This window comes from Tsukamurella sp. 1534, assembly GCF_000312385.1.
Lineage (GTDB): Bacteria > Actinomycetota > Actinomycetes > Mycobacteriales > Mycobacteriaceae > Tsukamurella.
Map to the genome: position 1 here is coordinate 2119293 of NZ_HE997626.1, position 24124 is coordinate 2143416.

A 24124-nucleotide genomic window follows, 5' to 3' on the forward strand; every position below is an offset into this window, starting at 1 on the left:
GGAGCTACAACCGCAGTACTACACAAAGCCGAAACGAAGAAGGAATCAGCGCTTCTATGCCGACTATCAACCAGCTGGTCCGTAAGGGCCGCCGGGACAAGGCAGCCAAGACGAAGACGGCGGCCCTCAAGGGCTCGCCGCAGCGTCGTGGCGTCTGCACCCGCGTCTACACCACGACCCCGAAGAAGCCGAACTCGGCTCTCCGTAAGGTCGCCCGCGTCCGTCTCACGAGCTCGGTCGAGGTCACCGCGTACATCCCCGGTGAAGGCCACAACCTTCAGGAGCACTCGATGGTGCTCGTCCGCGGCGGTCGTGTGAAGGACCTCCCGGGTGTTCGCTACAAGATCATCCGCGGTTCGCTCGACACCCAGGGTGTCAAGAACCGCAAGCAGGCGCGGAGCCGCTACGGCGCGAAGAAGGAGAAGGGCTGATGCCTCGTAAGGGACCGGCGCCCAAGCGCCCCGTCGTCAATGACCCCGTGTACGGCTCGCCCGTCGTCACCCAGCTGGTGAACAAGGTGCTGCTGGACGGGAAGAAGTCCACCGCCGAGCGCATCGTGTACGGCGCCCTCGAGGCGACGCGCGAGAAGACCGGCACCGATCCGGTGATCACGCTCAAGCGCGCGCTGGACAACGTCAAGCCGTCGCTCGAGGTGAAGAGCCGCCGCGTCGGTGGCGCCACCTACCAGGTGCCGATCGAGGTGAAGGCCGGCCGTGCCAACACCCTCGCGCTGCGCTGGCTGGTGACCTTCACGCGGCAGCGCCGCGAGAAGACCATGGTCGAGCGCCTCGCCAACGAGATCCTCGACGCGAGCAACGGCCTGGGCGCTTCCGTGAAGCGTCGCGAGGACACCCACAAGATGGCCGAGGCCAACCGGGCGTTCGCGCACTACCGCTGGTGATCTGACCCCCGCCGGGCCGGACCGCGAGGCCCGGCCGGCGGGGTCACCGGAAGACCATCCATCCTCTCAAGAGAACGAGGCTTACCACCGTGGCACAGGAAGTGCTTACCGACCTCACGAAGGTCCGCAACATCGGCATCATGGCGCATATCGATGCCGGTAAGACCACCACCACCGAGCGCATCCTCTTCTACACCGGTATCAACTACAAGATCGGTGAGACCCACGACGGTGCCTCGACCACCGACTGGATGGAGCAGGAGAAGGAGCGGGGTATCACCATCACCTCCGCCGCCGTGACCTGCTTCTGGAAGAAGAACCAGATCAACATCATCGACACGCCGGGGCACGTCGACTTCACCGTCGAGGTGGAGCGTTCGCTGCGCGTGCTCGACGGTGCGGTCGCCGTCTTCGACGGCAAGGAGGGCGTCGAGCCCCAGTCGGAGCAGGTCTGGCGTCAGGCCGAGAAGTACGACGTGCCGCGCATCTGCTTCGTCAACAAGATGGACAAGCTGGGCGCCGACTTCTACTTCACCGTGCGCACCATCGAGGAGCGCCTCGGCGCGAAGCCGCTGGTCCTGCAGCTCCCGATCGGTGCCGAGGATGCCTTCGACGGCGTCGTCGACCTCATCGAGCAGAAGGCCATCACCTGGCGCGGCACCGTCGCGATCGGCGCCGAGCCGACCTTCGAGGAGATCCCGGCCGACCTGGTCGACAAGGTCGCCGAGTACCGCGAGAAGCTGCTCGAGACCGTCGCCGAGTCCGACGAGGCCCTCATGGAGAAGTACTTCGCCGGCGAGGAGCTCTCGATCGAGGAGATCAAGGGCGCCATCCGCAAGATGACGGTCGACCGCGAGCTCTACCCGGTGCTGTGCGGCTCGGCGTTCAAGAACAAGGGCGTGCAGCCCATGCTCGACGCCGTGATCGACTACCTCCCCAGCCCGCTCGACGTCCCCTCCATCGAGGGCCACGTCGTGGGCAACGAGGAGGAGATCATCGCGCGCAAGCCGAGCAAGGACGAGCCGTTCTCGGCGCTGGCCTTCAAGATCGCCGTGCACCCGTTCTTCGGCAAGCTCACCTACGTGCGCGTCTACTCGGGCCACGTCACGCCGGGCACCCAGGTGCTCAACGCGACCAAGGGCAAGAAGGAGCGCATCGGCAAGCTGTTCCAGATGCACTCCAACAAGGAGAACCCGGTCGAGGACGCCGCCGCGGGCCACATCTACGCGATGATCGGCCTCAAGGACACCACCACCGGTGACACCCTGTGCGATCCGGCGAACCCGATCGTCCTCGAGTCGATGAGCTTCCCGGACCCGGTCATCAACGTCTCGATCGAGCCGAAGACCAAGTCCGACCAGGAGAAGCTGGGCGTCGCGATCCAGAAGCTCGCCGAGGAGGACCCCACCTTCACCGTCGAGCTCGACGACCAGACCGGCCAGACCGTCATCGGCGGCATGGGCGAGCTGCACCTCGACGTCCTCGTCGACCGCATGCGTCGCGAGTTCAAGGTCGAGGCCAACGTCGGCAAGCCGCAGGTGGCCTACCGCGAGACGGTCCGCAAGACCGTCGACAAGCACGAGTTCACCCACAAGAAGCAGACGGGTGGCTCCGGCCAGTTCGCGCGCGTCATCATCAAGCTCGAGCCCCTCGAGGAGGCCGAGGACGGCGCGACCTACGAGTTCGTCAACGCCGTCACCGGCGGCCGCGTGCCGAAGGAGTACATCCCCTCGGTCGACGCGGGTGCGCAGGACGCGATGCAGTACGGCGTGCTCGCCGGCTACCCGCTGGTCAACGTCAAGGTGACGCTGCTCGACGGTGCTTACCACGACGTCGACTCCTCGGAGATGGCGTTCAAGATCGCGGGCGCGCAGGCCTTCAAGGAGGCTGCGCGGATGGCCGGACCGGTCATCCTGGAGCCCATCATGGCTGTCGAGGTCACCACCCCTGAGGACTACATGGGTGACGTGATCGGCGACCTCAACTCCCGCCGTGGCCAGATCCAGGCCATGGAGGAACGCAGTGGTGCCCGCGTCGTCAAGGCGCAGGTTCCGCTGTCGGAGATGTTCGGCTACATCGGCGACCTCCGGTCGAAGACCCAGGGCCGAGCGAACTACTCCATGGTCTTCGACTCGTACGCCGAGGTTCCGGCGAACGTGTCGAAGGAGATCATCGCGAAGGTGAACGGGGAGTAATCTCCCCGCTCTCCGGAGCGAGGCGCCCGGGGCCGGGAGGTCCCATCACCGAGCCGACGGCTCGGACACGGCGTCGAAAACAACCGAAAGATAACCCCTTGCGGGGCAACCGGCCCCGCAAGCTACGCAAGTCCAGGAGGACATCAAGTGGCGAAGGCGAAGTTCGAGCGGACCAAGCCGCACGTGAACATCGGCACCATCGGTCACGTCGACCACGGCAAGACCACCCTGACGGCCGCGATCACGAAGGTGCTGCACGACAAGTACCCGGATCTGAACGAGGCCTCGGCCTTCGACATGATCGACAAGGCGCCTGAGGAGAAGGCTCGTGGTATCACGATCAACATCTCCCACGTCGAGTACCAGACCGAGAAGCGTCACTACGCTCACGTCGATGCGCCGGGTCACGCCGACTACATCAAGAACATGATCACCGGTGCCGCCCAGATGGACGGCGCGATCCTGGTCGTGGCCGCCACCGACGGCCCGATGCCGCAGACCCGCGAGCACGTGCTGCTCGCCCGCCAGGTCGGCGTGCCCTACATCCTGGTCGCCCTGAACAAGTGCGACATGGTCGACGACGAGGAGATCCTCGAGCTCGTCGAGATGGAGGTCCGCGAGCTGCTGGCCTCGCAGGAGTTCGACGAGGACGCCCCCGTCGTCCGCGTCTCGGGCTTCCAGGCCCTCGAGGGCGACGAGAAGTGGGCCGAGAGCATCGTCGAGCTGATGAACGCCGTCGACGAGTCCATCCCGGACCCGGAGCGCGCCACCGATCAGCCCTTCCTGATGCCGGTCGAGGATGTCTTCACCATCACCGGTCGTGGCACCGTCGTCACCGGTCGCGTCGAGCGTGGCGTGATCAACGTGAACGAGGAGGTCGAGATCGTCGGCATCCGCGAGAAGTCGACCAAGACCACCGTCACGGGCATCGAGATGTTCCGCAAGCTGCTGGACTCGGGCCAGGCGGGCGACAACGTCGGCCTGCTGGTCCGTGGCCTCAAGCGTGAGGACGTCGAGCGCGGCCAGGTCGTCGTGAAGCCGGGCACCACGACTCCCCACACGGAGTTCGAGGGCCAGGCGTACATCCTGTCGAAGGACGAGGGTGGCCGCCACACCCCGTTCTTCAACAACTACCGTCCGCAGTTCTACTTCCGTACCACGGACGTGACCGGCGTCGTGACCCTCCCCGAGGGCACCGAGATGGTCATGCCGGGCGACAACACCGAGATGAGCGTCAAGCTCATCCAGCCGGTCGCCATGGACGAGGGCCTGCGCTTCGCGATCCGCGAGGGTGGCCGCACCGTGGGTGCCGGCCGCGTCACCAAGATCGTCAAGTGATCTAGGTAGTCAGCCGAGAAACGGCGCTCCTCCCTTCGGGGAGGGGCGCCGTTTCTGCGTTCGGGGGCTCTGCGTTCGGGGCGGGGGTCAGGCCCGGGCGAGGTGCCGGGCGAAAGTCCAGGCGTACACCGCGGACTCCACGTCGTGGTACGCGCCGGCGATCGTCGCCGCGAGCACCGCCCGCTCCAGCAGCCGGTCCCGCAACTCGCGGCCGGACGGCGGGGGAGCGCCCGGCGACGGTACCCGCGGGTCGATCCGGCCCAGCGCCAGCGCGTCGTCGAGGGCCTCCTCATCGCGGTGCAACTGCGCCAGCACCGCCGTCGGCACCTCGCGGCCCGACCCGAGGAACCGCCGTGCCTCGGCGCGCGCCTCCTCGAGCCCGATCGCGTGCGCGGGTTCGACGGTGAGCCGCTCCAGGTCCCGGAGCAGGGCGCGGGTCTGCCGGTCCGCCTGCTCGGGCGTCATCGCGCGGATCTGCGCGACGCGGGTGGGGGAGGAGACGAGCTCGAAGCGGCCCGCGCCGCCGTCGAGCACGGGGCCCGGGCGGTCGACGCCGACGAGCCTGCCCGGCGCCGCGGGGCTGTAGTGCGCGCGGCTGCGGTGCGTGGTGGCGAGCGCCGAGATCGTGAGGCCCTCCGTGGCCGCGAACTCGACGAGCTGGCGCACGGGATCGTCGACCGCGGACCAGGGCACGGCGGTGGGCACGTTCCACAGCACCCGCGCGCCGCGGGGGACGAGGACGCCCGGCGGGAGCCAGCCGGCGTCGGTCGTGGTGACCACGACCTGATGGGTCCGGTCCCTCGTGACATAGGCGGCGGCCCAGTTCAATCCGGAGTCGGGGAGGTGCTCCGATCCGCGCAGCGAGCCGAGGATGGACGCCACCACCGCCCGCACCTGCTGGATCTCGGGCGGGGGCGGCGGCGTCCCGTCGTGCTCGATGCGCCGGACGATGGGAACCGGGATGAGCACGGGGAGATCGATGGTTCCTCCTTCACGGTTTTGCAGTTGCGAAGGAGTCTAGTGCCTAGCCGCTCTTACGGCGGAACTGCTGCTGGTGGCTCTCCGAGCCGTGCGGGGCCTGCGGCTTCGTGGCCCCGTCCAGGTGGGCCGTGCCCTGCTGGCTCGCGGCGTTCTTCCGTTCCAGCGCTTCCTTGAACTTGTCGGCGATACCGTCGGCGGGCATGGGGGCCTCCTCGTGTCTGTCGATGTCCGTCTCACGCTAAACCTGCCGAATGTCCGTGTCATGTGTATTTACGGACGCTACGTTGACCGGCATGGGGATGTATGTGATCACCGGATCGTCATCCGGTCTGGGAGCAGCGACAGCGGACCGCCTGCATGCGGCGGGTCACGGAGTGATCGGGGTCGACCTCACCGGCGCCGATGTGGACGCGGATCTCTCGCACGCGGAGGGGCGTGCGGAGGCGGTGCGGGGCGTGGGCGAGCTCGTGGGGTCCGGCGCCGTGGACGGCTTCGCGGCGTTCGCCGGGCTCGGCCCGGGAGCGGGCCGGGCGGGTTCGACTCTGGTGTCCGTGAACTACTTCGGCGCCGTCGACGTGCTCGCCGGGATCCGTCCGCTGCTGGCCCGGTCATTGGCGTCCTCAGTGCTTCTGGTGAGTTCGAACTCCACCACCACGCAGCCGGGGTGGCCGGTGGAACTGGCCGACGCCTGCCTCGCCGGCGACGAGGCGATCGCGTGCGGGATGGCCGACGCCTACGGCGAATACGCCTCGGTGCCCGCGTATCCGGCCACGAAGGCGGCGCTCGCGTACTACGTGCGCAGCAACGCCGCCGACTACCTGCGGCAGGGCATCCGGCTCAACGCCATCGCCCCGGGGTTCATCGACACCCCGATGACGCGGACCGGCCGCGACGATCCGCAGATGGGCGCCGCGATGGACGCGTATCTGAAGCTGATCCCGCTCGGCCGCGCAGGGCGGCCCGACGAGATCGCCGCCCTCGCGCAGTTCCTCCTCGGGCCGGAATCGTCGTACCTGGTGGGCTCCGTCGTCTTCGCCGACGGCGGCCTCGATGCCCAGCAGCGCCCGACGGACTGGCCGCGGCCTGCGCCGATTCCGGAGGCCTGAGGGCGCCAGTCAGAAGCGGATCACCTGGCGGACGGCGGTGCCGTCGGCCAGGGAGTCCATGCCCTCGTTGATCTGATCCAGCGTGATGACGCCCGAGATCAGCTTCTCCACCGGCAGCCGGCCGGCGCGCCACATCTCCACGTAGCGGGGGATGTCGCGCTGCGGCACGGCCGATCCCAGGTAGCTGCCGATGATGGTGCGGGCCTCCGCGGTGAGCACCAGCGGGCTGATCTCCGACCGCGCAGCGGGATTCGGCAGCCCGACGGTCACCGTGCGCCCGCCGACGGCGGTCGCGGCGACGGCGGACTCGAACGCCTTCGGGTGCCCGGCGGCCTCGATCACGACGGGGGCGCGGACGCCGGCCTCGGCCAGTTCCTGTGGGGTGTAGGCGGCGTCGGCGCCGAGCGCGCGCACCGCGTCGAGCTTCGCGGGCTGCGCGTCCACGCCGATCACCCGGCCGACGGCACCGTCGGCCCGGAGCGACAGCGCGGTGAGGACGGCGGCCATGCCGACGCCGCCCAGGCCGATGACGATCACGTCGTCGCCGTCCGTGGGCAGCCCGGCGTTGAGCACGGCGCCGCCGCCGGTGAGCACCGCGCAGCCGAGTACGGCCGCGATCTCCGGCGGCACATCGGAATCCACCCGCGTCACCGACCGGGCGTCCACCACGGCGTGCGTCGCGAAGCCGGACACCCCCAGGTGGTGGTGCACGTCCGCACCGTCGCGCGACAGGCGCCGCCCGCCGCCCAGCAGCTCGCCCGCGTTGTTCGCGACGCTGCCGGGAGTGCACGGAAGTTGGCCGTCCGTAAGGCAATTGGCGCACTCGCCGCAGCGGGGGAGGAACGCCATCACGACGCGGTCCCCGACCGCGACCCCGGAGACGCCCTCGCCCAGGGACTCCACGATGCCCGCGGCCTCGTGGCCCAGCAGCATCGGCACCGGGCGCACCCGGTTGCCGTCGACCACCGACAGGTCCGAATGGCACAGGCCCGCGGCCTCGATGCGGACCAGCAGCTCGCCGGGCCCGGGATCCGCGAGCTCGAGCTCGGACACCGAGATCGGCGACGACTCCGCGTACGGGCGGGAACGCCCGATCTCCTCCAGCACCGCACCGCGGATCCGCATCAGTACTCGACCTCCAACTCCGGCGACGTCGGCTTCGCCTGGCACCCCAGAATGTAGCCGTCCTCGGCGTCCTCGGGGTCCAGTCCGTCGGTGACGGCCATGTCCACGGTGCCCTTGGTCAGCCGGCACAGGCACGTGGCGCACTCGCCGGACTGGCAGGAGTACGGCACGTCGTGGCCGTTGTTGATGAGCACGTCCACCAAGGACTCGCTCTCGGGCCACGGCACCGTGAACGTGGCGCCCAGGTTGTGGACGGTGACCTGCGGCGCATCGTCGGTGATCTCCACCTCGTGCGGCACGATGTCGGCGAACGCGTCGCCGGTCAGCGACGCGTAGATCTCCTGATGCACCTGCTCGCGCGGGGTGCCGATGACCTTCGCGGCCTCCTTGCACGCGGCCATGAACTCGTCGCGGCCGCACAGGTAGGTGGGGCGCGAGTGATACGGCGTGAGCAGCGCCGCCAGCATGTCGGCGTCGGGGATCCCGCGCTCGGACTCCATCCACCAGATCACCGTGAGTCGCTCGTGCTCGGCGTCGAGGCGTGCGATCTCCTCGCGGAAGATGGTGTTCTCGGCGTCGGCGTTCGCGTAGAGCAGGGTGATCGGCTGGGTGCCGGCCTTGAGGGCCGCCGCGAGGATCGACATGATCGGCGTGATGCCGCTGCCCGCCGCCAGCAGCAGGATCGGCACGTCCAGACTCTCCGGCACGAACACGCCCGACGGGGGCAGGACCTCCAGCTCGGAGCCCGCGATCAGGTTGTCGCACAGCCAGTTCGACGCGTAACCGCCCTCGGTGCGCTTGACCGTGACGCCGGGCGCACCGTCGTCGAACGGCGAGGTGTACAGCGAGTACGACCGGGCCACCGACCCCGTCTGCTCGGACGGCACCCGGACGGTGACGAACTGCCCGGGCCGGTAGTCCCACTCGGCGTCGAAGACGAACGACTTCGCGAGCGCCGTCTCGTCGATCACCTCGGTGACGGTGACGATCTGACTGCGGCTCGAATGGGGGGTGAGGCTCATGCCGTCCAGGTTATCGGTCGGCGGTGCCGCCGCCGTCCGCGAGCCAGGCGGCGTGCGCGCGGCCGAGCTCCGTCGACGGGGCGTCGCCGTAGATCCACTCCCGGCAGATCCCGTGCCAGTCCGCCGACGCCTCGAGCTGGCCGATCATGCCGAAGGTGAGCAGTTCGGCCCGGCGGGAGAAGGTGTGCGCCGCGGGCATGCGGAGCGGGGGATCGGCCTCGGGCGGCGACGTGGCGACCGCGACCGCGCGCTTCACCTCCGCGGCCGTGATGGTGCTCACCCCGGACCGGAGGTGCCACGGCGCGGACAGCCGGAAGTAGCGCAGCAGCGTCTCCGGCTCGGGGCGGTCGCCGCGCAGCGTGCCGCGGAGCGCGCCGACGGAGCGCAGCAACTCCCCGAGCTCGTCGCCGCGGCCGTCGTCGGCGGCCCGGAAGCAGGCCCGCTCGAACGCCGCGGACTCCGCGCCCAGCGTCTTGTACAGCCCGTAGTCGAGGAAGGCGAGCCGGCCGTCGTCGCAGACCAGCACGTTCCCGGGGTGCGGGTCGCCGCAGAACTCGCCGTCGCCGAACACGCCGCCCACGTAGAACCGGTGCAGGATCTCGCCGGCCCGGTCCCGCGCCGCCTGCGGCGCCGCCTCCAGGGAGCCGAACCGCTCCCCGTCGACGAACTCGGTGACCAGCACGCGCGGGCCGCACAGCTCCGGCAGCGGCGCGGGCACCCGGACGAACGGGTGGCCCGCGTACCGTCGGGCCACCCGGAGCTGCGCGGCGCACTCCCCGGCGTAGTCCAGCTCGGCGAGGATGGTCCCGCTGATCTCCGCGAGCACGGATTCGGTGCGGATGGCGGTGGCGCGGCGGCCCCGCCACACGTTGAGCAGCAGCGCCAGGTTCTTCAGGTCGGCGCGGATCGCGGCCTCGATGCCGGGGTACTGCACCTTGATCGCCACGTCGCGGCCGTCGGCCGTGATGCCTCGGTGCACCTGGCCGATCGACGCCGCCGCCATCGGCTCGGGGTCGATATCCGCGAACGCCCCGGCCGGGCAGTCGGCCGCGATCACGGGCTCCACCTCGGCGAACACGGCCGCGGGCGCCCGGTCCGTGAGCGCAGTGAGCCGCTCCTGGAACGCGGGGAGGGCGTGTTCGGGCACGATCCCCAGGTCGACGGTGGCGAGGGCCTGCCCGATCTTCATCGCGGCGCCGCGCATCGTGCCCAGCACGGCGACCAGGCGATCGGCCGCCCGCAGCGCCGCCTTCTCCTCGGCGGCGCGGCGCTCCTCGGGGGTCGCGTTCGGCCGCGCGGAGGCGCGGGAGACGGTGCGATCGACGGCCTGCCGGGCCATCGCGCCACCCAGCTTCGCCCCGCGCCGCAGGCGCGTGGACGGATCGTCGTCTGTCATGCGCCCAGAGTAGCGACGGTTGGAAAGCCGTCGGTATTCGAATACCATCGGTATTCATGACGCACGACGTGATCATCGTGGGAGCCGGATTCGGCGGCATGGGCGCCGCCATCGAGCTGCGCAAGCGCGGCACCGAGGACATCGTCATCCTCGAACGGGAGGACGACCTCGGCGGGACGTGGCACGTCAACCGCTACCCGGGCCTCGCCGTGGACATCGCCTCGGTCACCTACTCCTACTCGTTCGAGCCGAACCCGAACTGGTCGCGGCTGTACGCGCCGGGCGCCGAGCTCAAGGCGTACGCCACCCACGTTGCCGACAAGTACGGCCTGCGCGGCCTCATGCGGTTCGGCGTGGACGTCACCGGCGCGCGCTGGGACCCGGACGCCGCCGAATGGGAGGTCACCGTGGTCCGCGCCGGCGGCCTGCAGGAGAAGCTGCGCTCCCGCTACCTGATCACCGCGACCGGCTTCCTCAGCCAGCCCAAGCTGCCGGACATCGAGGGCATCGACGACTTCGCCGGCACCGTGGTGCACAGCGCGCAGTGGGACGACGACGCCGACCTCACGGGCCGCCGCATCGGCGTGATCGGCACCGGCGCCACCGGCGTGCAGCTGGTGCCCGAACTCGCGAAGATCGCCGGGCACCTCACCGTGTTCCAGCGCACGCCGATCTGGGTGGTGCCCAAGGTCGACTTCCCCGTGCCCGGCCCCGTGAAGACGCTGTTCGGCCGGCTGCCGATCACCCAGCGCGCTGCCCGCCTCGCCAACTCCGCGGCGCTGGAAGTGCTCAACACCGTGGGCGTGCTCAACTACCAGTACGGCCACCGGTTCAACTCGCTCGCGGCGCTGCTGGCCAAGGCGCACATGTTCGCCCAGGTCCGCGACCGCCGGACGCGCCGGGCGCTCACCCCGTCGTACTCGTTCGGCTGCAAGCGGCCCACGTTCTCCAACAGCTACTTCCCGACGTTCGGCAAGAAGCACGTGACGCTGGAGGCGTCGAGCATCCGCCGCGTCCTCCCGGGCGGTATCGAGATGGCCGACGGCACCGTTCACGAGCTGGACGCCCTCGTGCTCGCCACCGGATTCTCGTTGTGGGAGAAGAACTTCCCGGCGATCGAGGTGACCGGCCGAGGCGGCCGTGACCTCGGCGCCTTCTGGCGCGAGGGACGGTTCCAGGCCTACGAGGGCATGGCCGTGCCGAAGTTCCCCAACTTCTTCTCGCTGCACAGCCCGTACAGCTACACGGGCCTGAGCTACTTCTGGACCATCGAGGCCCAGATGGTGCACCTGCGCAGGGTGTTCGACGAGATCGACCGCCGCGGCGCGCGCACCGTCGAGGTCACCGAGGACGCGAACGCGCGCTTCCTGGACGCCATGAGCGGCCGCCTGGAACGGTCCGTGTTCCAACGGGGTTCGTGCGCGGGCAGCCGCAGCTACTACTTCGACCCCCACGGCGAGGCCACCCTGCTGCGGCCCAGCTCGGTGATCGGCGCGCGCCGCGCCGCCGCCACCTTCCCGATCGACGACTACGTGTTCGCGTGAGCTACTTCACGGTGTGGGAACTCGTGCAGCCCGTGGGCGGGACCGCGGGGGTGTACGGGACGGCGTGCGCGGTGATCACCACGCGGCCGGGCCCCGTGGGGACCGAGGCGAAGTAGGCCGACGGGTTCGGCGCGCCCAGGTCCACCACGCGGACCACGCCGCCGGTGGCGCCGGTGTCGATGTTCTGCCAGTTCGCGTTCAGCCCGACGCGGGTGCCGGGAGGGCTCGGCACGGAGGGCCGGGCGACCACGAGGTCGACCTTCCCGGGCTCGGGATGCAGGTACCCGTCGGGGCCCATCGGCGTGGCCGCCGCCAGCGTCACGGTGTTGGCGCACAACGGAATGCTCGGGCCGGGTGCCGCGTTCGCGGCCCCGGGGAGTGCGAGGCCGCCGGCGAGGGTTGCACCGGCGGCGAGGGCGATGACGGAGCGCGTGCGGATCATGGGATTCTCCTGTGCTCGGGTGATTGCCTTCACACAGGGGTCGCGGGGGACCGTTGCATTCGTTACAGCGCGTCGAGCGCGGCGATGAGCGCGTCGGCCGCCTTCGCGGGCGCGCCGGACTTCGCCGGTGCCAGGTCGTGCGCCGCCGCGACCTCCACCGTCGTGGTGGGGCCGGCGATGAGCTCCGCCGCCTCGGCCAGCTCCTCCGGTGTCGCGAACGGGTCGCGCCGGCCGTGCACCAGCACCGTCGGGACGGTGATGCCGGGCAGGTGCTCCGTGCGGGCCTTCTCCGGCCGGCCCGGCGGGTGCAGGGGGTAGGAGAGCAGCAGCAGGGCGTCCGGCCGGTCCGGGCCCTCGGACGCCGCCATCGAGGCCATCCGCCCGCCGTAGCTGTGCCCGCCCCACACGACGGGCCCGTCGACCTCCAGGACGCGCGCGGCCTCCGCGAACGCCGCCCTGTCCTCCGCCTGCCCCGACGGCGACGGCGGCCCCTTCGGGCGGCGGCGCCGGAACGGCAGGTCCATCCGGATCGTGCGCACCCCGCGCTGCGCCAGCTCGTCGCCCAGCAGGCGCAGCATCGCCTGATCGCGGTCGCCGCCCGCGCCGTGCGCGAGGATCAGCGTCGCCCGCGCCGGCGCATCGTGTCCTTCGGGATCGTGAATCGAGAGCCACGTCACCACCCCAGGGTACGGGCAAGTTAACGTGCATTCATGACTGATACGAAGCAGGGCCCCCTCAAGGGGCTCAAGGTGATCGAGTTCGCAGGTCTCGGGCCCGCGCCGCACGCGGCCATGCTGCTCGCCGACCAGGGCGCCGACGTCGTGTCGGTGCAGCGCCCCGGCGTCGGTGTGGTCGGCCTCACCGGCAAGCCGCAGGCCGTCAAACGCGGCCGCACCATCGTCGAGGCGGACCTGAAGAACCCCGACGACATCGCCACCATCCTCGACCTGATCGAGCGCGCCGACGTCATCGTCGAGGGCTTCCGCCCCGGCGTCATGGAGCGGCTGGGCCTCGGTCCGGACACCGTGCTCGAGCGCAACCCCCGCATCGTCTACGCCCGGATGACGGGCTGGGGCCAGGACGGCCCGTTCGCGCAGCGCGCCGGCCACGACATGAACTACATCGCGATCACGGGAATCCTGCACGCCATCGGCAGGCAGGGCGAGCGGCCGGTGCCGCCGATGAACCTGGTGGGCGACTTCGCCGGAGGCTCGATGTTCCTGGTGTTCGGCGTGCTCTCCGCGCTGTACGAGCGCAACACCTCGGGCAAGGGGCAGGTCATCGACGTGGCGATGGTCGACGGCGCCTCCCTCATCGGGCAGATGCAGTGGGACTTCCGGGGCCAGGGCATCTGGAGCGACGAGCGCGGCGTGAACACCCTGGACGGCGGCGCCCCGTTCTACGACACCTACGAGACCTCCGACGGCAAGTACATGTCCGTGGGCGCCATCGAACCGCAGTTCTTCGCGGAGCTGCTGGACAAGCTGGGCCTCCAGCAGGAGGACCTGCCGTACCAGCTGGACCAGGCCCGCTGGCCCGAGCTGCGCGCGGCCATCGCCGCGGCGCTGAAGACGAGGGCGCGCGACGAGTGGGCCGAGGTCTTCTTCGACTCCGACGCGTGCGTCGCGCCGATCCTCACCTACGAGGAGGCGCCGAACCACCCGCACATGGCCGCCCGGCAGAACCTGCGGGAGGTGGGCGGCGCGATGGGGCCGATGCCCGCTCCGCGGTTCTCCCGCACCCCCGCCGGGACCCCGCAGGCACCCACCGCCGACGTCACGGATCCGAACACCATCTGGCGGGACTGAATCCCTCGCGAAAATGCGCCCCAGCGGAGCATCGCGGCCATAGTGGCCGCGACCGCCCGCTGGGGCGCATTTTCGCGAAGAGCCGGGGGAGTGCTAGCCCGTGACGAGGGAGACGCCGGCGGCGCTGAGGGCCGAGCCCACGTCGTAGAACAGCGAGCCGTTGGGCTTGGGTGCGGCGCCGAAAGTGGCTGCGCGGCTAGCGATCCCGAGCGCCGCGTTGTCGCGGGTGCGGATCAGCGGGCCGCCGCTGTCGCCCACCTGCACGGGGATGGTGGTGGCGATGTAGCCGCCGTCCACGCTGACCACCTTGCCGCAGCGCCATCCGGAGCTGACGCCCTGGCTGCACACCTCGTCGCCCGCGGTGGCGGATCCCACGGAGGACGGGCGGACCCGGCCGCCGGGGGCGGCCTGTGCGACCTTGGGGTCGAGCTGGAACACACCCCAGTCCGGCGCGTCCGGGATGACGAAGGTGTCGGTCTTGGTGAGCCGCGGCGCGGAGGACCCGGTGTTGACGCCCACGATCCGCCCGTCGACCGCGATCTGCTGGCCCTCGGCGCCGCAGTGGCCGGCGTACAGGCCCACGCGGCTGCCGTCGGGGCGCTGCCCGATGAAGCCGACGGTGCAGCCGCGGCCGTCCGCGACGTTGCCGACCAGCTTCGATACGGTGAGGACGGAGCTGCCCGGGGTGATGGTGGCGACCGGTTCGGCCTGTGCGGCCGGCGCAAGGGCGACGGCGGTGCCTGCGACGAGCGCTGACGCGGTCGCGATCCTGGTCACGATCGTGCGGCGCATGATCCTCCTCGGGTCGGCGGCACGGAACTGTGCGACGGTAGCGTGTCATAACCCGCGCCGCCTGTAAACCGAGATGCAAAAGTCAACGCATGTTACTGGCGTGACTCAAGTGGCGAAAATCGGCCTATTTCTTCGGCTTCGGTGTGACCCAGGTCGTGATCTGGGCGTGCACCACCTCGGTGCCCTTCTTGTCGCGCACGGCGATGTCGACGACCACGTCCCGGCCCTCGGTGATCGCGTCCCAGTCGACGGGCTCGAGGAAGGTGGCGGTCGCGGTGAGGGAGGACTCGGCCTTGGCCAGGTAGTCGACCTTCATCGACTTGGGCAGCCAGCGGTGCGTGCTGGGGGTCGAGGCCTCCATGACCATGCCCATGCCCACCTCGGCCAGGTTGCAGGCCGCGATCGCGTGGAAGGTGCCGATGTGGTTCTGCACGAACCACCACTTCGGCCCGTGGATCACGGCGCGCCCGTACTCCATCTCGGAGATGTACGGCGTCACCGACGCGAAGTACGGCGCCTTGAGCGACGCGGCGGCGGAGAACGCGAGCTTGCCGAGCGGCTTGTCGCTCAGCGTGCGCCACATCTTGAACGTGCTGGTGTCAGTCATGGCGGTATCTTACCGCGCGGTAAGTTCGGCTGCGCGGCCGCCGGCGCGGGCGGCCCGCTCAGCGCGGCGGACTGGCGGCGAGCGCGCCGAAGCCCCGGGTGGCGAGGGTGACGATCGCGTCCCGGATCGCCGGCCACCAGCGCGACCGGGTGGTGGCCGGGGTCCCGTGGCCGGCCCCGTTCAACTGCATCAGGAGCGACGGTGCGCCCTGCTCCCGTGCCGCGTCGACGAACGCGGTGGCCTCGGAGGCGGGCACCACGGCGTCCTTCGACCCGTGGATGGCGACCGACGGCATGGCCGGGTCGATCCGCTGGATCGGATTGGCCAGGGCGTAGCGGTCCGGCACCTGATCGGGCATGCCGCCCAGCGCGTTGCGCACGTGGTCGTTGAGCCGCGACGAGGTGCGCATGTCCAGGACGCCCGCCATCGAGACGAACGCGCGCGGCGTCACCGACGGTCCGCCGCCGGGCGCCCAGGTCACGCCGGGCGCGCCCTGGGGGAGGGTGCGCCGGGTGGCGGCCCACGCCGCGAGCTGGCCACCGGCGGAGTGGCCGACGAGGATCACGTTGGCGGTGTCGAGCATCGGCGCCGCCCCGGCCAGCGCGGGCACGTGGTCCACCGCGTTCCCCACGTCGGTGAAGGTCGTGGACCAGCCGCCGCCGGAGCCGACGCGGCGGTACTCGATGTTCCACACGGCGAGCCCCGCGTCCCGCAGCCCGGCTGCCACGTCGGCCATGTACTTCAAGCTCGCCCGGTTCTTCCAGCCGCCGCCGTGGATCAGCACGACGAGGGGGACGGTGCCCGGTTCGTGCCGCCCGCGCGGCAGGTAGAGATCGCCGAAATTCTGGTTGGGGTCCGCGTTCGGGGCCGGGTAGGTCACGCGGACCGAGTCGTCCGCGGTCGCGCCGGTCGAGGGCTTCGGCGTCCGGGGCGTGGTGGACGGCCCCGTCGAGACCCCGATGCCCTCGGCCGGGAACACGGCGCAGCCGGCCGCCCCGACGCACAGGGATCCGACGAGGAACAGCGCGCCGAGCATCTGCGTGACGCGCTGCTTGGTCATGACCACGATTGTTCCAGAGCGGACGTCTCACGCGGATGTGACCTTCGTCGGGATCCGGTCACGATTTGAAACCGAGGCCCGAGCAGTGCATACTGGTCAGGTTGCCTTGTCCGGCGGCGCGGTCCTCTGTGGGCCGCACGGCCGGGCTACGGTATCGCCCGGCCCCCTCCGAGGGGCCACCGGTGCACGAGGCGGAGCATGAGCGCCAGCGCGACACGCCCGACCGCGTGGACCGGAGCAATTTGACACATGAACAGCGTCGATCGACTTTCAGCGGAACGAGATTCCGCAGGTGATTCAGCTGTGAAGTGCGTCAGGCAATACGTGAACACTTGACGGAAGAGGACACAGCGTGGCGGGACAGAAGATCCGCATCAGGCTCAAGGCCTATGACCATGAGGCGATCGACGCGTCTGCTCGGAAGATCGTCGAGACCGTGACCCGCACCGGCGCCCGTGTCGTCGGTCCCGTGCCGCTGCCGACGGAGAAGAACGTGTACTGCGTCATCCGCTCGCCGCACAAGTACAAGGACTCGCGGGAGCACTTCGAGATGCGTACCCACAAGCGGCTTATCGACATCCTGGACCCGACGCCCAAGACGGTCGACGCGCTCATGCGCATCGACCTGCCGGCGAGCGTCGACGTGAACATCCAGTAAGCGGCTGCGGAGATACTGACTAATGACTGAGAACAAGATCAAGGGAATCCTGGGCACCAAGCTCGGCATGACCCAGGTCTTCGACGAGAACAACCGGGTCGTCCCGGTGACCGTCGTCAAGGCCGGGCCGAACGTCGTGACCCAGATCCGTACCCAGGCCACCGACGGCTACGACGCCGTCCAGCTCGCCTTCGGCGCGATCGACCCGCGCAAGGTGAACAAGCCCGTCTCGGGCCAGTTCGCCAAGGCCGGCGTCACCCCCCGCCGCCACATCGCCGAGCTCCGCATCGAGGACACCTCGGAGTTCGAGGTCGGCCAGGAGCTGGGCGCCGACGTGTTCGAGGACGGTGCCTTCGTCGATGTCACCGGCATCAGCAAGGGCAAGGGCTACGCGGGCGTCATGAAGCGCCACGGCTTCTCGGGCCAGGGCGCGAGCCACGGCGCGCAGGCCGTGCACCGCAAGCCGGGCTCGATCGGTGGCTGCGCCACCCCGGGCCGCGTCTTCAAGGGCATGCGCATGGCCGGCCGCATGGGCTCCGACAAGGTGACCACGCAGAACCTGTCCGTGTTCAAGGTCGACGCCGACGCCGGCGTCCTCCTGATCAAGGGCGCCATCCCCGGTCGCAAGGGCGGCCTCGTGATGGTCCGTACCGCTGTGAAGGGTGGTGCTCGCGCATGAGCAAGCTGACTCTCGACGTCAAGACCGCCGACGGCAAGGCCGACGGCACCGTCGAGCTCCCCGCCGAGATCTTCGACGTGGAGCCCAACATCGCGCTGATGCACCAGGTGGTCGTCGCGCAGCTGGCCGCCGCTCGTGCGGGCACGCACGCCACCAAGACCCGCGGCGCCGTCCGCGGCGGTGGCCGCAAGCCGTACCGCCAGAAGGGCACCGGCCGCGCCCGTCAGGGCTCGACCCGCGCGCCGCAGTTCACCGGTGGTGGCACCGTGCACGGCCCGCAGCCGCGCGACTACAGCCAGCGCACCCCGAAGAAGATGAAGGCCGCCGCCCTGCGCGGTGCCCTCACCGACCGGGTTCGCGAGGACCGCATCCACGTCGTCACCGAGCTGGTGGCCGGCCAGGAGGCGTCGACCAAGTCGGCCCGCCTGTTCCTGGCCGCGCTGTCGGAGCGCAAGAAGTTCCTCGTGGTCGTCGGCCGCGAGGACCTGACCGCGCAGCGCAGCGTCCAGAACCTGCCGAACGCGAAGTGGATCTACCCGGACCAGCTCAACACCTACGACGTCCTCGACGCCGATGATCTGGTGTTCAGCCGCGAGGCTCTGGGTTCGTTCATCGCGAGCGCCACGAAGACCGAGGAGGCGAACGCCTGATGGCCACCGCAACCATCCCCGCCGACCCGCGGGACATCCTGCTCGCGCCGGTGATCTCCGAGAAGGCCTACGGCCTGATCGAGGACAACACGTACACCTTCCTGGTGCACCCGGAGGCGAACAAGACGCAGATCAAGATCGCCGTGGAGAAGGTCTTCGGCGTCAAGGTCGACAGCGTCAACACCTTGAACCGCCAGGGCAAGCGGAAGCGCACCCGTGCCGGTTACGGTCAGCGCAAGAGCACCAAGCGCGCGATCGTGACTCTCAGTGCCGACAGCAAGCCCATCGATATCTTCGGAGGGGCAAGCTAAATGGCTATCCGTAAGCACAAGCCGACCACCCCGGGTCGTCGCGGCTCGTCGGGGGCGACCTTCGACGAGATCACCCGCTCGACCCCGGAGAAGTCGCTGATCCGTCCGCTGCACGGCCGTGGTGGCCGCAACGCGCACGGCCGCATCACCACCCGGCACAAGGGTGGCGGGCACAAGCGCGCCTACCGCGTCATCGACTTCCGTCGCCACGACAAGGACGGCGTCAACGCCAAGGTCGCGCACATCGAGTACGACCCGAACCGCACCTCGCGGATCGCGCTGCTGCACTACTTCGACGGCGAGAAGCGTTACATCCTCGCGCCGAAGGGGCTCGTACAGGGCGACGTGATCGAGTCGGGCCCGAACGCCGACATCAAGCCGGGCAACGCCCTGCCCCTGCGCAACATCCCCGCCGGCACCGTGATCCACGCCGTCGAGCTGCGCCCGGGTGGCGGTGCCAAGATGGCCCGCTCGGCCGGTGCCAGCATCCAGCTGCTGGGCAAGGAGGGCACCTACGCCACCCTGCGCATGCCCTCCGGTGAGATCCGTCGCGTCGACGTGCGCTGCCGCGCCACCGTCGGCGAGGTGGGCAACGCCGAGCAGAGCAACATCAACTGGGGCAAGGCCGGCCGCATGCGGTGGAAGGGCAAGCGCCCGACCGTCCGTGGTGTCGTCATGAACCCGGTCGACCACCCGCACGGTGGTGGCGAGGGCAAGACCTCGGGTGGCCGCCACCCGGTCAGCCCGTGGGGTAAGCCCGAGGGCCGCACCCGTAAGAACAAGCCGAGCGACAAGCTGATCGTTCGTCGTCGCAAGTCCGGCAAGAACAAGCGCTAGGAGGGAGTTAGAGAATGCCACGCAGCCTCAAGAAGGGCCCGTTCGTCGACGACCACCTCCTGGCGAAGGTGGACGTGCAGAACGAGAAGGGCACCAAGCAGGTCATCAAGACCTGGTCGCGCCGCTCGACCATCATCCCCGATTTCATCGGCCACACCTTCGCCGTCCACGACGGTCGCAAGCACGTGCCGGTGTTCGTCTCGGAGAACATGGTGGGACACAAGCTGGGCGAGTTCGCGCCCACGCGGACGTTCAAGGGACACATCAAGGACGACCGGAAGGGTAAGCGCCGCTAATGAGCAACGAAGCAGCCACCACGGCCAATCCGACCGCGTCCGCGACCGCCAAGTTCGTGCGCGTCACGCCGATGAAGGCCCGCCGCGTGATCGACCTGGTCCGCGGTAAGGACGCCGAGCAGGCGCTCGCGATCCTGCGGTTCGCGCCGCAGGCGGCCAGCGAGCCCGTCGCGAAGGTGCTCGCCTCGGCGATCGCCAACGCGCAGAACAACCTGGGTCTCGACCCGCGCACCCTGGTCGTCTCGGAGGCGTACGCCAACGAGGGCCCGACCATGAAGCGCATCCAGCCGCGTGCCCAGGGGCGCGCGTACCGGATCCGCAAGCGCACCAGCCACATCACCGTCGTGGTGGAGTCGCTCGAGTCGAAGAAGCCCGCCGCCAGCCGCAACCGCCGGAAGGAGGCGTAAGCATGGGTCAGAAGATCAACCCGCACGGCTTCCGCCTGGGCATCACCACGGACTGGAAGTCCCGCTGGTACGCCGACAAGCAGTACGCCGAGTACGTCAAGGAAGACGTCGCGATCCGGAAGAAGCTGACCGACGGCCTCGAGCGCGCCGGCATCAGCAAGATCGAGATCGAGCGCACCCGTGACCGCGTGCGTGTGGACATCCACACCGCGCGTCCCGGCATCGTGATCGGCCGCCGCGGCGCGGAGGCCGACCGCATCCGCTCCGAGCTGGAGAAGCTGACCGGCAAGCAGGTTCAGCTGAACATCCTCGAGGTGAAGAACTCCGAGGCCGACGCCCAGCTCGTCGCGCAGGGCATCGCGGAGCAGCTGAGCAACCGCGTGGCGTTCCGCCGCGCGATGCGCAAGGCGATCCAGTCGGCGATGCGTCAGCCGAACGTCAAGGGCATCCGGGTGCAGTGCTCGGGCCGCCTGGGCGGCGCGGAGATGAGCCGCAGCGAGTTCTACCGCGAGGGCCGCGTGCCCCTGCACACGCTGCGCGCCGACATCGACTACGGCCTGCACGAGGCGAAGACCACCTTCGGGCGGATCGGCGTCAAGGTGTGGATCTACAAGGGCGACGTCGTGGGCGGCAAGCGCGAGCTGCCGACCCCGTCGAACGACGACCGTCGTGGCCCGCGTCGCGAGCGCCCGCAGCGCCCGCGCCGCAGCGGCGCGTCGGGCACGACCGCCACCAGCACCGAGGCCGGCCGGGCCGCAACGGAGGAGACTCCGGTGGCGGCTGCTCCGGCCGCTACGAACCAGGAGGGCTGACGCCATGTTGATCCCCCGTCGGGTGAAGCACCGCAAGCAGCACCACCCCAAGCGCTCCGGCGCCGCCAAGGGTGGCACCGCCGTGACGTTCGGTGACTACGGCATCCAGGCTCTCGAGCCCGCCTACATCACCAACCGTCAGATCGAGTCCGCTCGTATCGCCATCAACCGCCACATCAAGCGTGGCGGCAAGGTCTGGATCAACATCTTCCCGGACCGCCCGCTCACCAAGAAGCCGGCCGAGACCCGCATGGGTTCCGGTAAGGGTTCCCCCGAGTGGTGGGTGGCGAACGTCAAGCCCGGTCGCGTGATGTTCGAGATGACCTACCCCAATGAGCAGATCGCTCGCGAGGCCCTCCGCCGCGCGCAGCACAAGCTCCCCTGCAAGACCCGCATCGTGACTCGAGAGGAGCAGTTCTGATGGCGAACACCGTAGCCGCTGATCTTCGCGGTCTCACTGCGGACGAGCTGGTGGAGAAGCTCCGCGAGGCCAAGGAGGAGCTGTTCAACCTGCGCTTCCAGATGGCCACCGGACAGATGAGCAACAACCGGCGCCTGCGCACCGTGCGTACCGACATCGCCCGGATCTACACGATCCTGCGCGAGCGGGAGCTCGGCCTGGCCTCGGGTCCGGAGGGTGACGCCGCATGAGCGAGAATGGAGCAAATGTGACCACCGCTGGAGCCGATCAGGAGCAGCGCAACAGCCGCAAGGTGCGCATCGGTTACGTCGTGTCCGACAAGATGGAGAAGACCATCGTCGTCGAGCTCGAGGACCGTGTGAAGCACTCCCTCTACGGCAAGATCATCCGCACCACCTCCAAGGTGAAGGCGCATGACGAAGAGGGCGTGGCCGGCGTGGGCGACCGCGTCCGGATCATGGAGACCCGTCCGCTGAGCGCCACCAAGCACTGGCGCCTGGTGGAGGTGATGGAGAAGGCCAAGTAGGGCCGCTCCACACCGACAGACCCGAAGCCCCCGGCTTCCTTCCGCGAGGAAGGGCCGGGGGTTTCGCGTTGCCAGGGCCGTTCGCGGGTCCGCATCACGACGCTGCCCGCGGCCCGGTCAGCCGCAGGCGCCCTCCAGGGCGTCCTCCGCGTTCAGCAGCGCCCGCTCGGCGGGCTCGGCCTTGACCCAGCTCCGTTCCCCCTCGCCGCGCGCCGCCTGGTCGGCCTTGAGAGCGCTGCCGTACGCGTCCAGCTTGGTCTTGTAGTCGATGAGCAGCGTGTGGACGTTCGGGCTCGGCTGCGCGGTGGCGATGACCGCGGGCAGCTTCCCGGACTCCGTGGTGACGGCGGCGACGTTGCCGTTGAGCGTGGGCACGATGCCGTCCCAGTTCGCGTCGGGCGTGTGCGTGTAGTCGACCATGGCCCGCGTCGCCACCCGGCGCACCTCGTAGCCCGACCGCCACGACGCGCACGCCGACTTCGCCGCGGCGGCCGCCTCCGCGGCGCGCGAGGACGAAACCGCCGACTGGTAGTGCGTCACGTCCGACGGCGCCGCCGAACCCGAACCCTGCACGGGCGCGCACCCCGCGACCGCGGCGATCGCCCCGCCCGCGGCGAGCACCGCGGCCATCCGTCCGTTCCTGCCTCGCACGGCGTCCTCCCTCCCCACGGCGGGCGCGCCCCGCCGACTCCGTGAATTGTCGCGCATCCGCCCGGCGCGGGGGAAGCGCAGGCCGCTGGCGGCGCGCGATGCGTATTCCGAACAACATCTTTGCTATGCTCAGAGGTGATGTGGGGCGCACTGCCCCACGCCGTCGTAGGGCTCCCGGGCCCCTTGTCTCGCCACCGTGATTCGTCAGGCTCGCAGACACCACCCGGTTCTTTTCTTGCGGCGAACGGACGCGGCCACCGCCGCCTTCGCCACCCACCACCGTGAGGTAACGCATCACCTTGTCCACTTCTGTGTCCACGCCCTCTTTCGCCGAGCTCGGCGTCCCCGCCGACGTCGTCGACGCCCTCGTCGCGATGGACCGCCCCACCCCCTTCCCGATCCAGGCCGACACCCTGCCCGACACCCTGGCCGGCCGCGACGTCCTGGGCCGCGGCAAGACGGGGTCCGGCAAGACCCTGGCCTTCGCCATCCCGCTCGTCGTGGGCGTCGACGGTGCGCGCGGCTCCCGCCGCCGCCCGGGCCGCCCCGTCGGGCTCGTCCTCGCGCCGACCCGCGAGCTCGCCACCCAGATCACGGCCTCCGTCGAGCCGCTCGCCAAGGCCCTCGACCTCAAGGTCACCACTATCTTCGGCGGGGTCAAGCAGTCCCGTCAGGAGCAGGCGCTCGCCGGCGGCGTCGACATCGTGGTGGCCTGCCCCGGCCGCCTCGAGGACCTGATGCGCCAGCGCATCGTCGACCTGTCCGACGTGGCGATCTCCGTGCTCGACGAGGCCGACCACATGGCCGACCTCGGCTTCCTGCCCGTGGTGACCCGGATCCTCGCGGCCACCCCCGCGGGCGGGCAGCGGATGCTGTTCTCCGCCACCCTCGACAACGGCGTGGACAAGCTGGTCAAGCGGTTCCTCGAGCAGCCCGTGCTGCACTCCGTCGATCCCGAGACGTCGCCCGTCTCCGACATGACCCACCACGTGTTCGAGGTGAGCAGCAAGGACGACAAGACCGAGCTGGTGCGCGCGCTGGCGTCGGGCATGGGACGCCGGATCCTGTTCACCCGCACCAAGCACCAGGCCAAGAAGCTGGCCAAGCAGCTCACCGCGCAGGGCATCCCCGCGCGGGACCTGCACGGGAACCTCAGCCAGCCGCAGCGCGACCGCAACCTCGAGGCCTTCAGCTCCGGCGCCGCGCGCGTGCTGGTCGCCACCGACATCGCCGCCCGCGGCGTGCACGTGGACGACATCGAGCTGGTCGTGCACGTCGACCCGCCGGCCGAGCACAAGGCCTACCTGCACCGCAGCGGCCGCACCGCGCGCGCCGGCAACGAGGGCACCGTGGTCACCGTGATGACCAGCGACCAGCGCAAGGACACCCAGGCCCTGCTCAAGAAGGCCGCCATCAGCGCGCGCCCCGTCGCCGTCACCGCCGGTTCGCCCGTCGTGGTCGACCTCGTGGGCGAGGCCGCGCCGTACGTCGAGCCCGAGGTGATCGCGCCGCCGCAACAGCAGCAGCGCAAGCGCCCCGCGCAGGGCCGCCCGCCGCGT

At 70.0% G+C, this 24124-nt stretch carries 30 protein-coding genes; 19 read left to right on the forward strand and 11 right to left on the reverse strand.

Features of this window, described 5'->3' with window-relative positions:
* Positions 1-56 precede the first annotated feature (56 nt).
* From rpsL to tuf, 4 genes are all read left to right on the forward strand, one after another.
* Positions 57-431, forward strand: a complete 375-nt coding sequence (gene rpsL, locus BN39_RS10250; RefSeq protein ID WP_019202307.1) for a 30S ribosomal protein S12 — start codon at positions 57-59, stop codon at positions 429-431.
* Positions 431-901, forward strand: a complete 471-nt coding sequence (gene rpsG / locus BN39_RS10255) for a 30S ribosomal protein S7 (protein WP_019202308.1) — start codon at positions 431-433, stop codon at positions 899-901. The genes rpsL and rpsG overlap by 1 nt, the downstream gene beginning before the upstream one ends.
* A gap of 89 nt (positions 902-990) precedes the next feature.
* Positions 991-3096: an elongation factor G gene (gene fusA / locus BN39_RS10260; protein ID WP_040766150.1), complete on the forward strand. Its 2106-nt coding sequence runs from the start codon at positions 991-993 to the stop codon at positions 3094-3096.
* Positions 3097-3243: 147 nt separating this feature from the next.
* Positions 3244-4434 (forward strand): elongation factor Tu, encoded by a 1191-nt coding sequence (gene tuf, locus BN39_RS10265; RefSeq protein WP_019202310.1) that lies wholly within the window; start codon positions 3244-3246, stop codon positions 4432-4434.
* 87 nt (positions 4435-4521) lie between these two features.
* On the opposite strand, the gene BN39_RS10270 is transcribed toward tuf, so the two are convergent.
* Both BN39_RS10270 and BN39_RS23470 read right to left on the reverse strand, forming a co-directional pair.
* Entirely contained in the window at positions 4522-5403 is an 882-nt protein-coding gene (locus BN39_RS10270) for a hypothetical protein (protein ID WP_019202311.1), read from the reverse strand.
* 55 nt (positions 5404-5458) lie between these two features.
* Positions 5459-5617, reverse strand: a complete 159-nt coding sequence (locus BN39_RS23470; protein ID WP_019202312.1) for a DUF5302 domain-containing protein — start codon at positions 5615-5617, stop codon at positions 5459-5461.
* Positions 5618-5789: 172 nt separating this feature from the next.
* Between BN39_RS23470 and BN39_RS10275 the strand changes: the two genes are divergently transcribed.
* On the forward strand, positions 5790-6521 hold the full coding sequence (locus BN39_RS10275) for an SDR family oxidoreductase (RefSeq protein WP_019202313.1): 732 nt from the start codon (positions 5790-5792) through the stop codon (positions 6519-6521).
* Positions 6522-6530: 9 nt separating this feature from the next.
* Here the strand turns inward: BN39_RS10275 and BN39_RS10280 are convergent, their stop codons facing one another.
* From BN39_RS10280 to BN39_RS10290, 3 genes are read right to left on the reverse strand one after another with little or no spacing between them, the layout of a single operon-like run.
* Complete coding sequence (locus BN39_RS10280) at positions 6531-7646, reverse strand: alcohol dehydrogenase catalytic domain-containing protein (RefSeq protein WP_019202314.1); 1116 nt, start codon at positions 7644-7646, stop codon at positions 6531-6533.
* Complete coding sequence (locus tag BN39_RS10285; RefSeq protein ID WP_019202315.1) at positions 7646-8668, reverse strand: ferredoxin--NADP reductase; 1023 nt, start codon at positions 8666-8668, stop codon at positions 7646-7648. The genes BN39_RS10280 and BN39_RS10285 overlap by 1 nt, the downstream gene beginning before the upstream one ends.
* 10 nt (positions 8669-8678) lie before the next feature.
* Positions 8679-10064, reverse strand: coding sequence for an AarF/ABC1/UbiB kinase family protein (locus BN39_RS10290; protein ID WP_019202316.1), 1386 nt, complete (start codon positions 10062-10064; stop codon positions 8679-8681).
* Between the two features lie 56 nt (positions 10065-10120).
* On the opposite strand from BN39_RS10290, the gene BN39_RS10295 reads away from it, so the two are divergent.
* Complete coding sequence (locus BN39_RS10295; protein WP_019202317.1) at positions 10121-11608, forward strand: NAD(P)/FAD-dependent oxidoreductase; 1488 nt, start codon at positions 10121-10123, stop codon at positions 11606-11608.
* A gap of 1 nt (position 11609) precedes the next feature.
* Here BN39_RS10295 and BN39_RS10300 read toward each other — a convergent pair whose 3' ends face one another.
* Together BN39_RS10300 and BN39_RS10305 are read right to left on the reverse strand one after the other, a co-directional pair.
* Positions 11610-12050 (reverse strand): hypothetical protein, encoded by a 441-nt coding sequence (locus BN39_RS10300; RefSeq protein WP_019202318.1) that lies wholly within the window; start codon positions 12048-12050, stop codon positions 11610-11612.
* Between the two features lie 62 nt (positions 12051-12112).
* Positions 12113-12727: an alpha/beta fold hydrolase gene (locus BN39_RS10305; protein ID WP_040767365.1), complete on the reverse strand. Its 615-nt coding sequence runs from the start codon at positions 12725-12727 to the stop codon at positions 12113-12115.
* A gap of 33 nt (positions 12728-12760) precedes the next feature.
* Here BN39_RS10305 and BN39_RS10310 point away from each other — a divergent pair, with 33 nt between their 5' ends.
* Positions 12761-13858 (forward strand): CaiB/BaiF CoA-transferase family protein, encoded by a 1098-nt coding sequence (locus tag BN39_RS10310; protein WP_019202320.1) that lies wholly within the window; start codon positions 12761-12763, stop codon positions 13856-13858.
* 93 nt (positions 13859-13951) lie between these two features.
* Here BN39_RS10310 and BN39_RS10315 read toward each other — a convergent pair whose 3' ends face one another.
* From BN39_RS10315 to BN39_RS10325, 3 genes are all read right to left on the reverse strand, one after another.
* Positions 13952-14650, reverse strand: a complete 699-nt coding sequence (locus BN39_RS10315; RefSeq protein ID WP_019202321.1) for a hypothetical protein — start codon at positions 14648-14650, stop codon at positions 13952-13954.
* A 124-nt stretch (positions 14651-14774) separates the two neighbouring features.
* On the reverse strand, positions 14775-15257 hold the full coding sequence (locus tag BN39_RS10320) for a hotdog fold domain-containing protein (RefSeq protein ID WP_019202322.1): 483 nt from the start codon (positions 15255-15257) through the stop codon (positions 14775-14777).
* A 58-nt stretch (positions 15258-15315) separates the two neighbouring features.
* Positions 15316-16317, reverse strand: a complete 1002-nt coding sequence (locus BN39_RS10325; protein WP_019202323.1) for a S9 family peptidase — start codon at positions 16315-16317, stop codon at positions 15316-15318.
* A gap of 352 nt (positions 16318-16669) precedes the next feature.
* On the opposite strand from BN39_RS10325, the gene rpsJ reads away from it, so the two are divergent.
* From rpsJ to rpsQ, 11 genes are read left to right on the forward strand one after another with little or no spacing between them, the layout of a single operon-like run.
* Positions 16670-16975: a 30S ribosomal protein S10 gene (gene rpsJ, locus BN39_RS10330; RefSeq protein ID WP_003938093.1), complete on the forward strand. Its 306-nt coding sequence runs from the start codon at positions 16670-16672 to the stop codon at positions 16973-16975.
* Positions 16976-16997: 22 nt separating this feature from the next.
* On the forward strand, positions 16998-17654 hold the full coding sequence (rplC, locus tag BN39_RS10335; RefSeq protein ID WP_019202324.1) for a 50S ribosomal protein L3: 657 nt from the start codon (positions 16998-17000) through the stop codon (positions 17652-17654).
* Positions 17651-18304, forward strand: a complete 654-nt coding sequence (rplD, locus tag BN39_RS10340) for a 50S ribosomal protein L4 (protein WP_019202325.1) — start codon at positions 17651-17653, stop codon at positions 18302-18304. Before rplC ends, rplD begins: the two co-directional genes overlap by 4 nt.
* The gene (gene rplW / locus BN39_RS10345) at positions 18304-18615 is read left to right on the forward strand and encodes a 50S ribosomal protein L23 (protein ID WP_019202326.1); all 312 of its coding nucleotides are present in this window, start codon (positions 18304-18306) and stop codon (positions 18613-18615) included. Before rplD ends, rplW begins: the two co-directional genes overlap by 1 nt.
* Positions 18616-19452: a 50S ribosomal protein L2 gene (rplB, locus tag BN39_RS10350; protein WP_019202327.1), complete on the forward strand. Its 837-nt coding sequence runs from the start codon at positions 18616-18618 to the stop codon at positions 19450-19452.
* A gap of 14 nt (positions 19453-19466) precedes the next feature.
* Positions 19467-19748 (forward strand): 30S ribosomal protein S19, encoded by a 282-nt coding sequence (rpsS, locus tag BN39_RS10355; RefSeq protein ID WP_019202328.1) that lies wholly within the window; start codon positions 19467-19469, stop codon positions 19746-19748.
* On the forward strand, positions 19748-20155 hold the full coding sequence (gene rplV, locus BN39_RS10360) for a 50S ribosomal protein L22 (protein ID WP_019202329.1): 408 nt from the start codon (positions 19748-19750) through the stop codon (positions 20153-20155). Before rpsS ends, rplV begins: the two co-directional genes overlap by 1 nt.
* A gap of 2 nt (positions 20156-20157) precedes the next feature.
* Positions 20158-20967: a 30S ribosomal protein S3 gene (rpsC, locus tag BN39_RS10365; RefSeq protein WP_019202330.1), complete on the forward strand. Its 810-nt coding sequence runs from the start codon at positions 20158-20160 to the stop codon at positions 20965-20967.
* A gap of 4 nt (positions 20968-20971) precedes the next feature.
* Entirely contained in the window at positions 20972-21388 is a 417-nt protein-coding gene (gene rplP, locus BN39_RS10370) for a 50S ribosomal protein L16 (protein ID WP_019202331.1), read from the forward strand.
* Complete coding sequence (rpmC, locus tag BN39_RS10375; RefSeq protein WP_019202332.1) at positions 21388-21618, forward strand: 50S ribosomal protein L29; 231 nt, start codon at positions 21388-21390, stop codon at positions 21616-21618. Before rplP ends, rpmC begins: the two co-directional genes overlap by 1 nt.
* Positions 21615-21914, forward strand: a complete 300-nt coding sequence (gene rpsQ, locus BN39_RS10380) for a 30S ribosomal protein S17 (protein WP_040766153.1) — start codon at positions 21615-21617, stop codon at positions 21912-21914. The genes rpmC and rpsQ overlap by 4 nt, the downstream gene beginning before the upstream one ends.
* Before the next feature lie 117 nt (positions 21915-22031).
* Here rpsQ and BN39_RS10385 read toward each other — a convergent pair whose 3' ends face one another.
* Positions 22032-22565 (reverse strand): hypothetical protein, encoded by a 534-nt coding sequence (locus tag BN39_RS10385; RefSeq protein WP_237741640.1) that lies wholly within the window; start codon positions 22563-22565, stop codon positions 22032-22034.
* A gap of 374 nt (positions 22566-22939) precedes the next feature.
* On the opposite strand from BN39_RS10385, the gene BN39_RS10390 reads away from it, so the two are divergent.
* Positions 22940-24124 (forward strand): DEAD/DEAH box helicase (locus BN39_RS10390; RefSeq protein WP_192814861.1); only part of this gene is annotated, 1185 nt, incomplete at its 3' end.

What these genes read in the sequence shown, in the direction of transcription:
- rpsL (WP_019202307.1), top strand. Translation starts at nt 57, where the DNA reads ATGCCGACTATCAACCAGCTGGTCCGTAAGGGCCGCCGGGACAAGGCA.
- rpsG (WP_019202308.1), top strand. Translation starts at nt 431, where the DNA reads ATGCCTCGTAAGGGACCGGCGCCCAAGCGCCCCGTCGTCAATGACCCC.
- BN39_RS23470 (WP_019202312.1), bottom strand. Translation starts at nt 5,617, where the DNA reads ATGCCCGCCGACGGTATCGCCGACAAGTTCAAGGAAGCGCTGGAACGG.
- BN39_RS10280 (WP_019202314.1), bottom strand. Translation starts at nt 7,646, where the DNA reads ATGCGGATCCGCGGTGCGGTGCTGGAGGAGATCGGGCGTTCCCGCCCG.
- BN39_RS10285 (WP_019202315.1), bottom strand. Translation starts at nt 8,668, where the DNA reads ATGAGCCTCACCCCCCATTCGAGCCGCAGTCAGATCGTCACCGTCACC.
- BN39_RS10290 (WP_019202316.1), bottom strand. Translation starts at nt 10,064, where the DNA reads ATGACAGACGACGATCCGTCCACGCGCCTGCGGCGCGGGGCGAAGCTG.
- BN39_RS10295 (WP_019202317.1), top strand. Translation starts at nt 10,121, where the DNA reads ATGACGCACGACGTGATCATCGTGGGAGCCGGATTCGGCGGCATGGGC.
- BN39_RS10300 (WP_019202318.1), bottom strand. Translation starts at nt 12,050, where the DNA reads ATGATCCGCACGCGCTCCGTCATCGCCCTCGCCGCCGGTGCAACCCTC.
- BN39_RS10310 (WP_019202320.1), top strand. Translation starts at nt 12,761, where the DNA reads ATGACTGATACGAAGCAGGGCCCCCTCAAGGGGCTCAAGGTGATCGAG.
- BN39_RS10315 (WP_019202321.1), bottom strand. Translation starts at nt 14,650, where the DNA reads ATGCGCCGCACGATCGTGACCAGGATCGCGACCGCGTCAGCGCTCGTC.
- BN39_RS10320 (WP_019202322.1), bottom strand. Translation starts at nt 15,257, where the DNA reads ATGACTGACACCAGCACGTTCAAGATGTGGCGCACGCTGAGCGACAAG.
- BN39_RS10325 (WP_019202323.1), bottom strand. Translation starts at nt 16,317, where the DNA reads ATGACCAAGCAGCGCGTCACGCAGATGCTCGGCGCGCTGTTCCTCGTC.
- rplC (WP_019202324.1), top strand. Translation starts at nt 16,998, where the DNA reads ATGACTGAGAACAAGATCAAGGGAATCCTGGGCACCAAGCTCGGCATG.
- rplD (WP_019202325.1), top strand. Translation starts at nt 17,651, where the DNA reads ATGAGCAAGCTGACTCTCGACGTCAAGACCGCCGACGGCAAGGCCGAC.
- rplW (WP_019202326.1), top strand. Translation starts at nt 18,304, where the DNA reads ATGGCCACCGCAACCATCCCCGCCGACCCGCGGGACATCCTGCTCGCG.
- rplB (WP_019202327.1), top strand. Translation starts at nt 18,616, where the DNA reads ATGGCTATCCGTAAGCACAAGCCGACCACCCCGGGTCGTCGCGGCTCG.
- rpsS (WP_019202328.1), top strand. Translation starts at nt 19,467, where the DNA reads ATGCCACGCAGCCTCAAGAAGGGCCCGTTCGTCGACGACCACCTCCTG.
- rplV (WP_019202329.1), top strand. Translation starts at nt 19,748, where the DNA reads ATGAGCAACGAAGCAGCCACCACGGCCAATCCGACCGCGTCCGCGACC.
- rpsC (WP_019202330.1), top strand. Translation starts at nt 20,158, where the DNA reads ATGGGTCAGAAGATCAACCCGCACGGCTTCCGCCTGGGCATCACCACG.
- rplP (WP_019202331.1), top strand. Translation starts at nt 20,972, where the DNA reads ATGTTGATCCCCCGTCGGGTGAAGCACCGCAAGCAGCACCACCCCAAG.
- rpmC (WP_019202332.1), top strand. Translation starts at nt 21,388, where the DNA reads ATGGCGAACACCGTAGCCGCTGATCTTCGCGGTCTCACTGCGGACGAG.
- rpsQ (WP_040766153.1), top strand. Translation starts at nt 21,615, where the DNA reads ATGAGCGAGAATGGAGCAAATGTGACCACCGCTGGAGCCGATCAGGAG.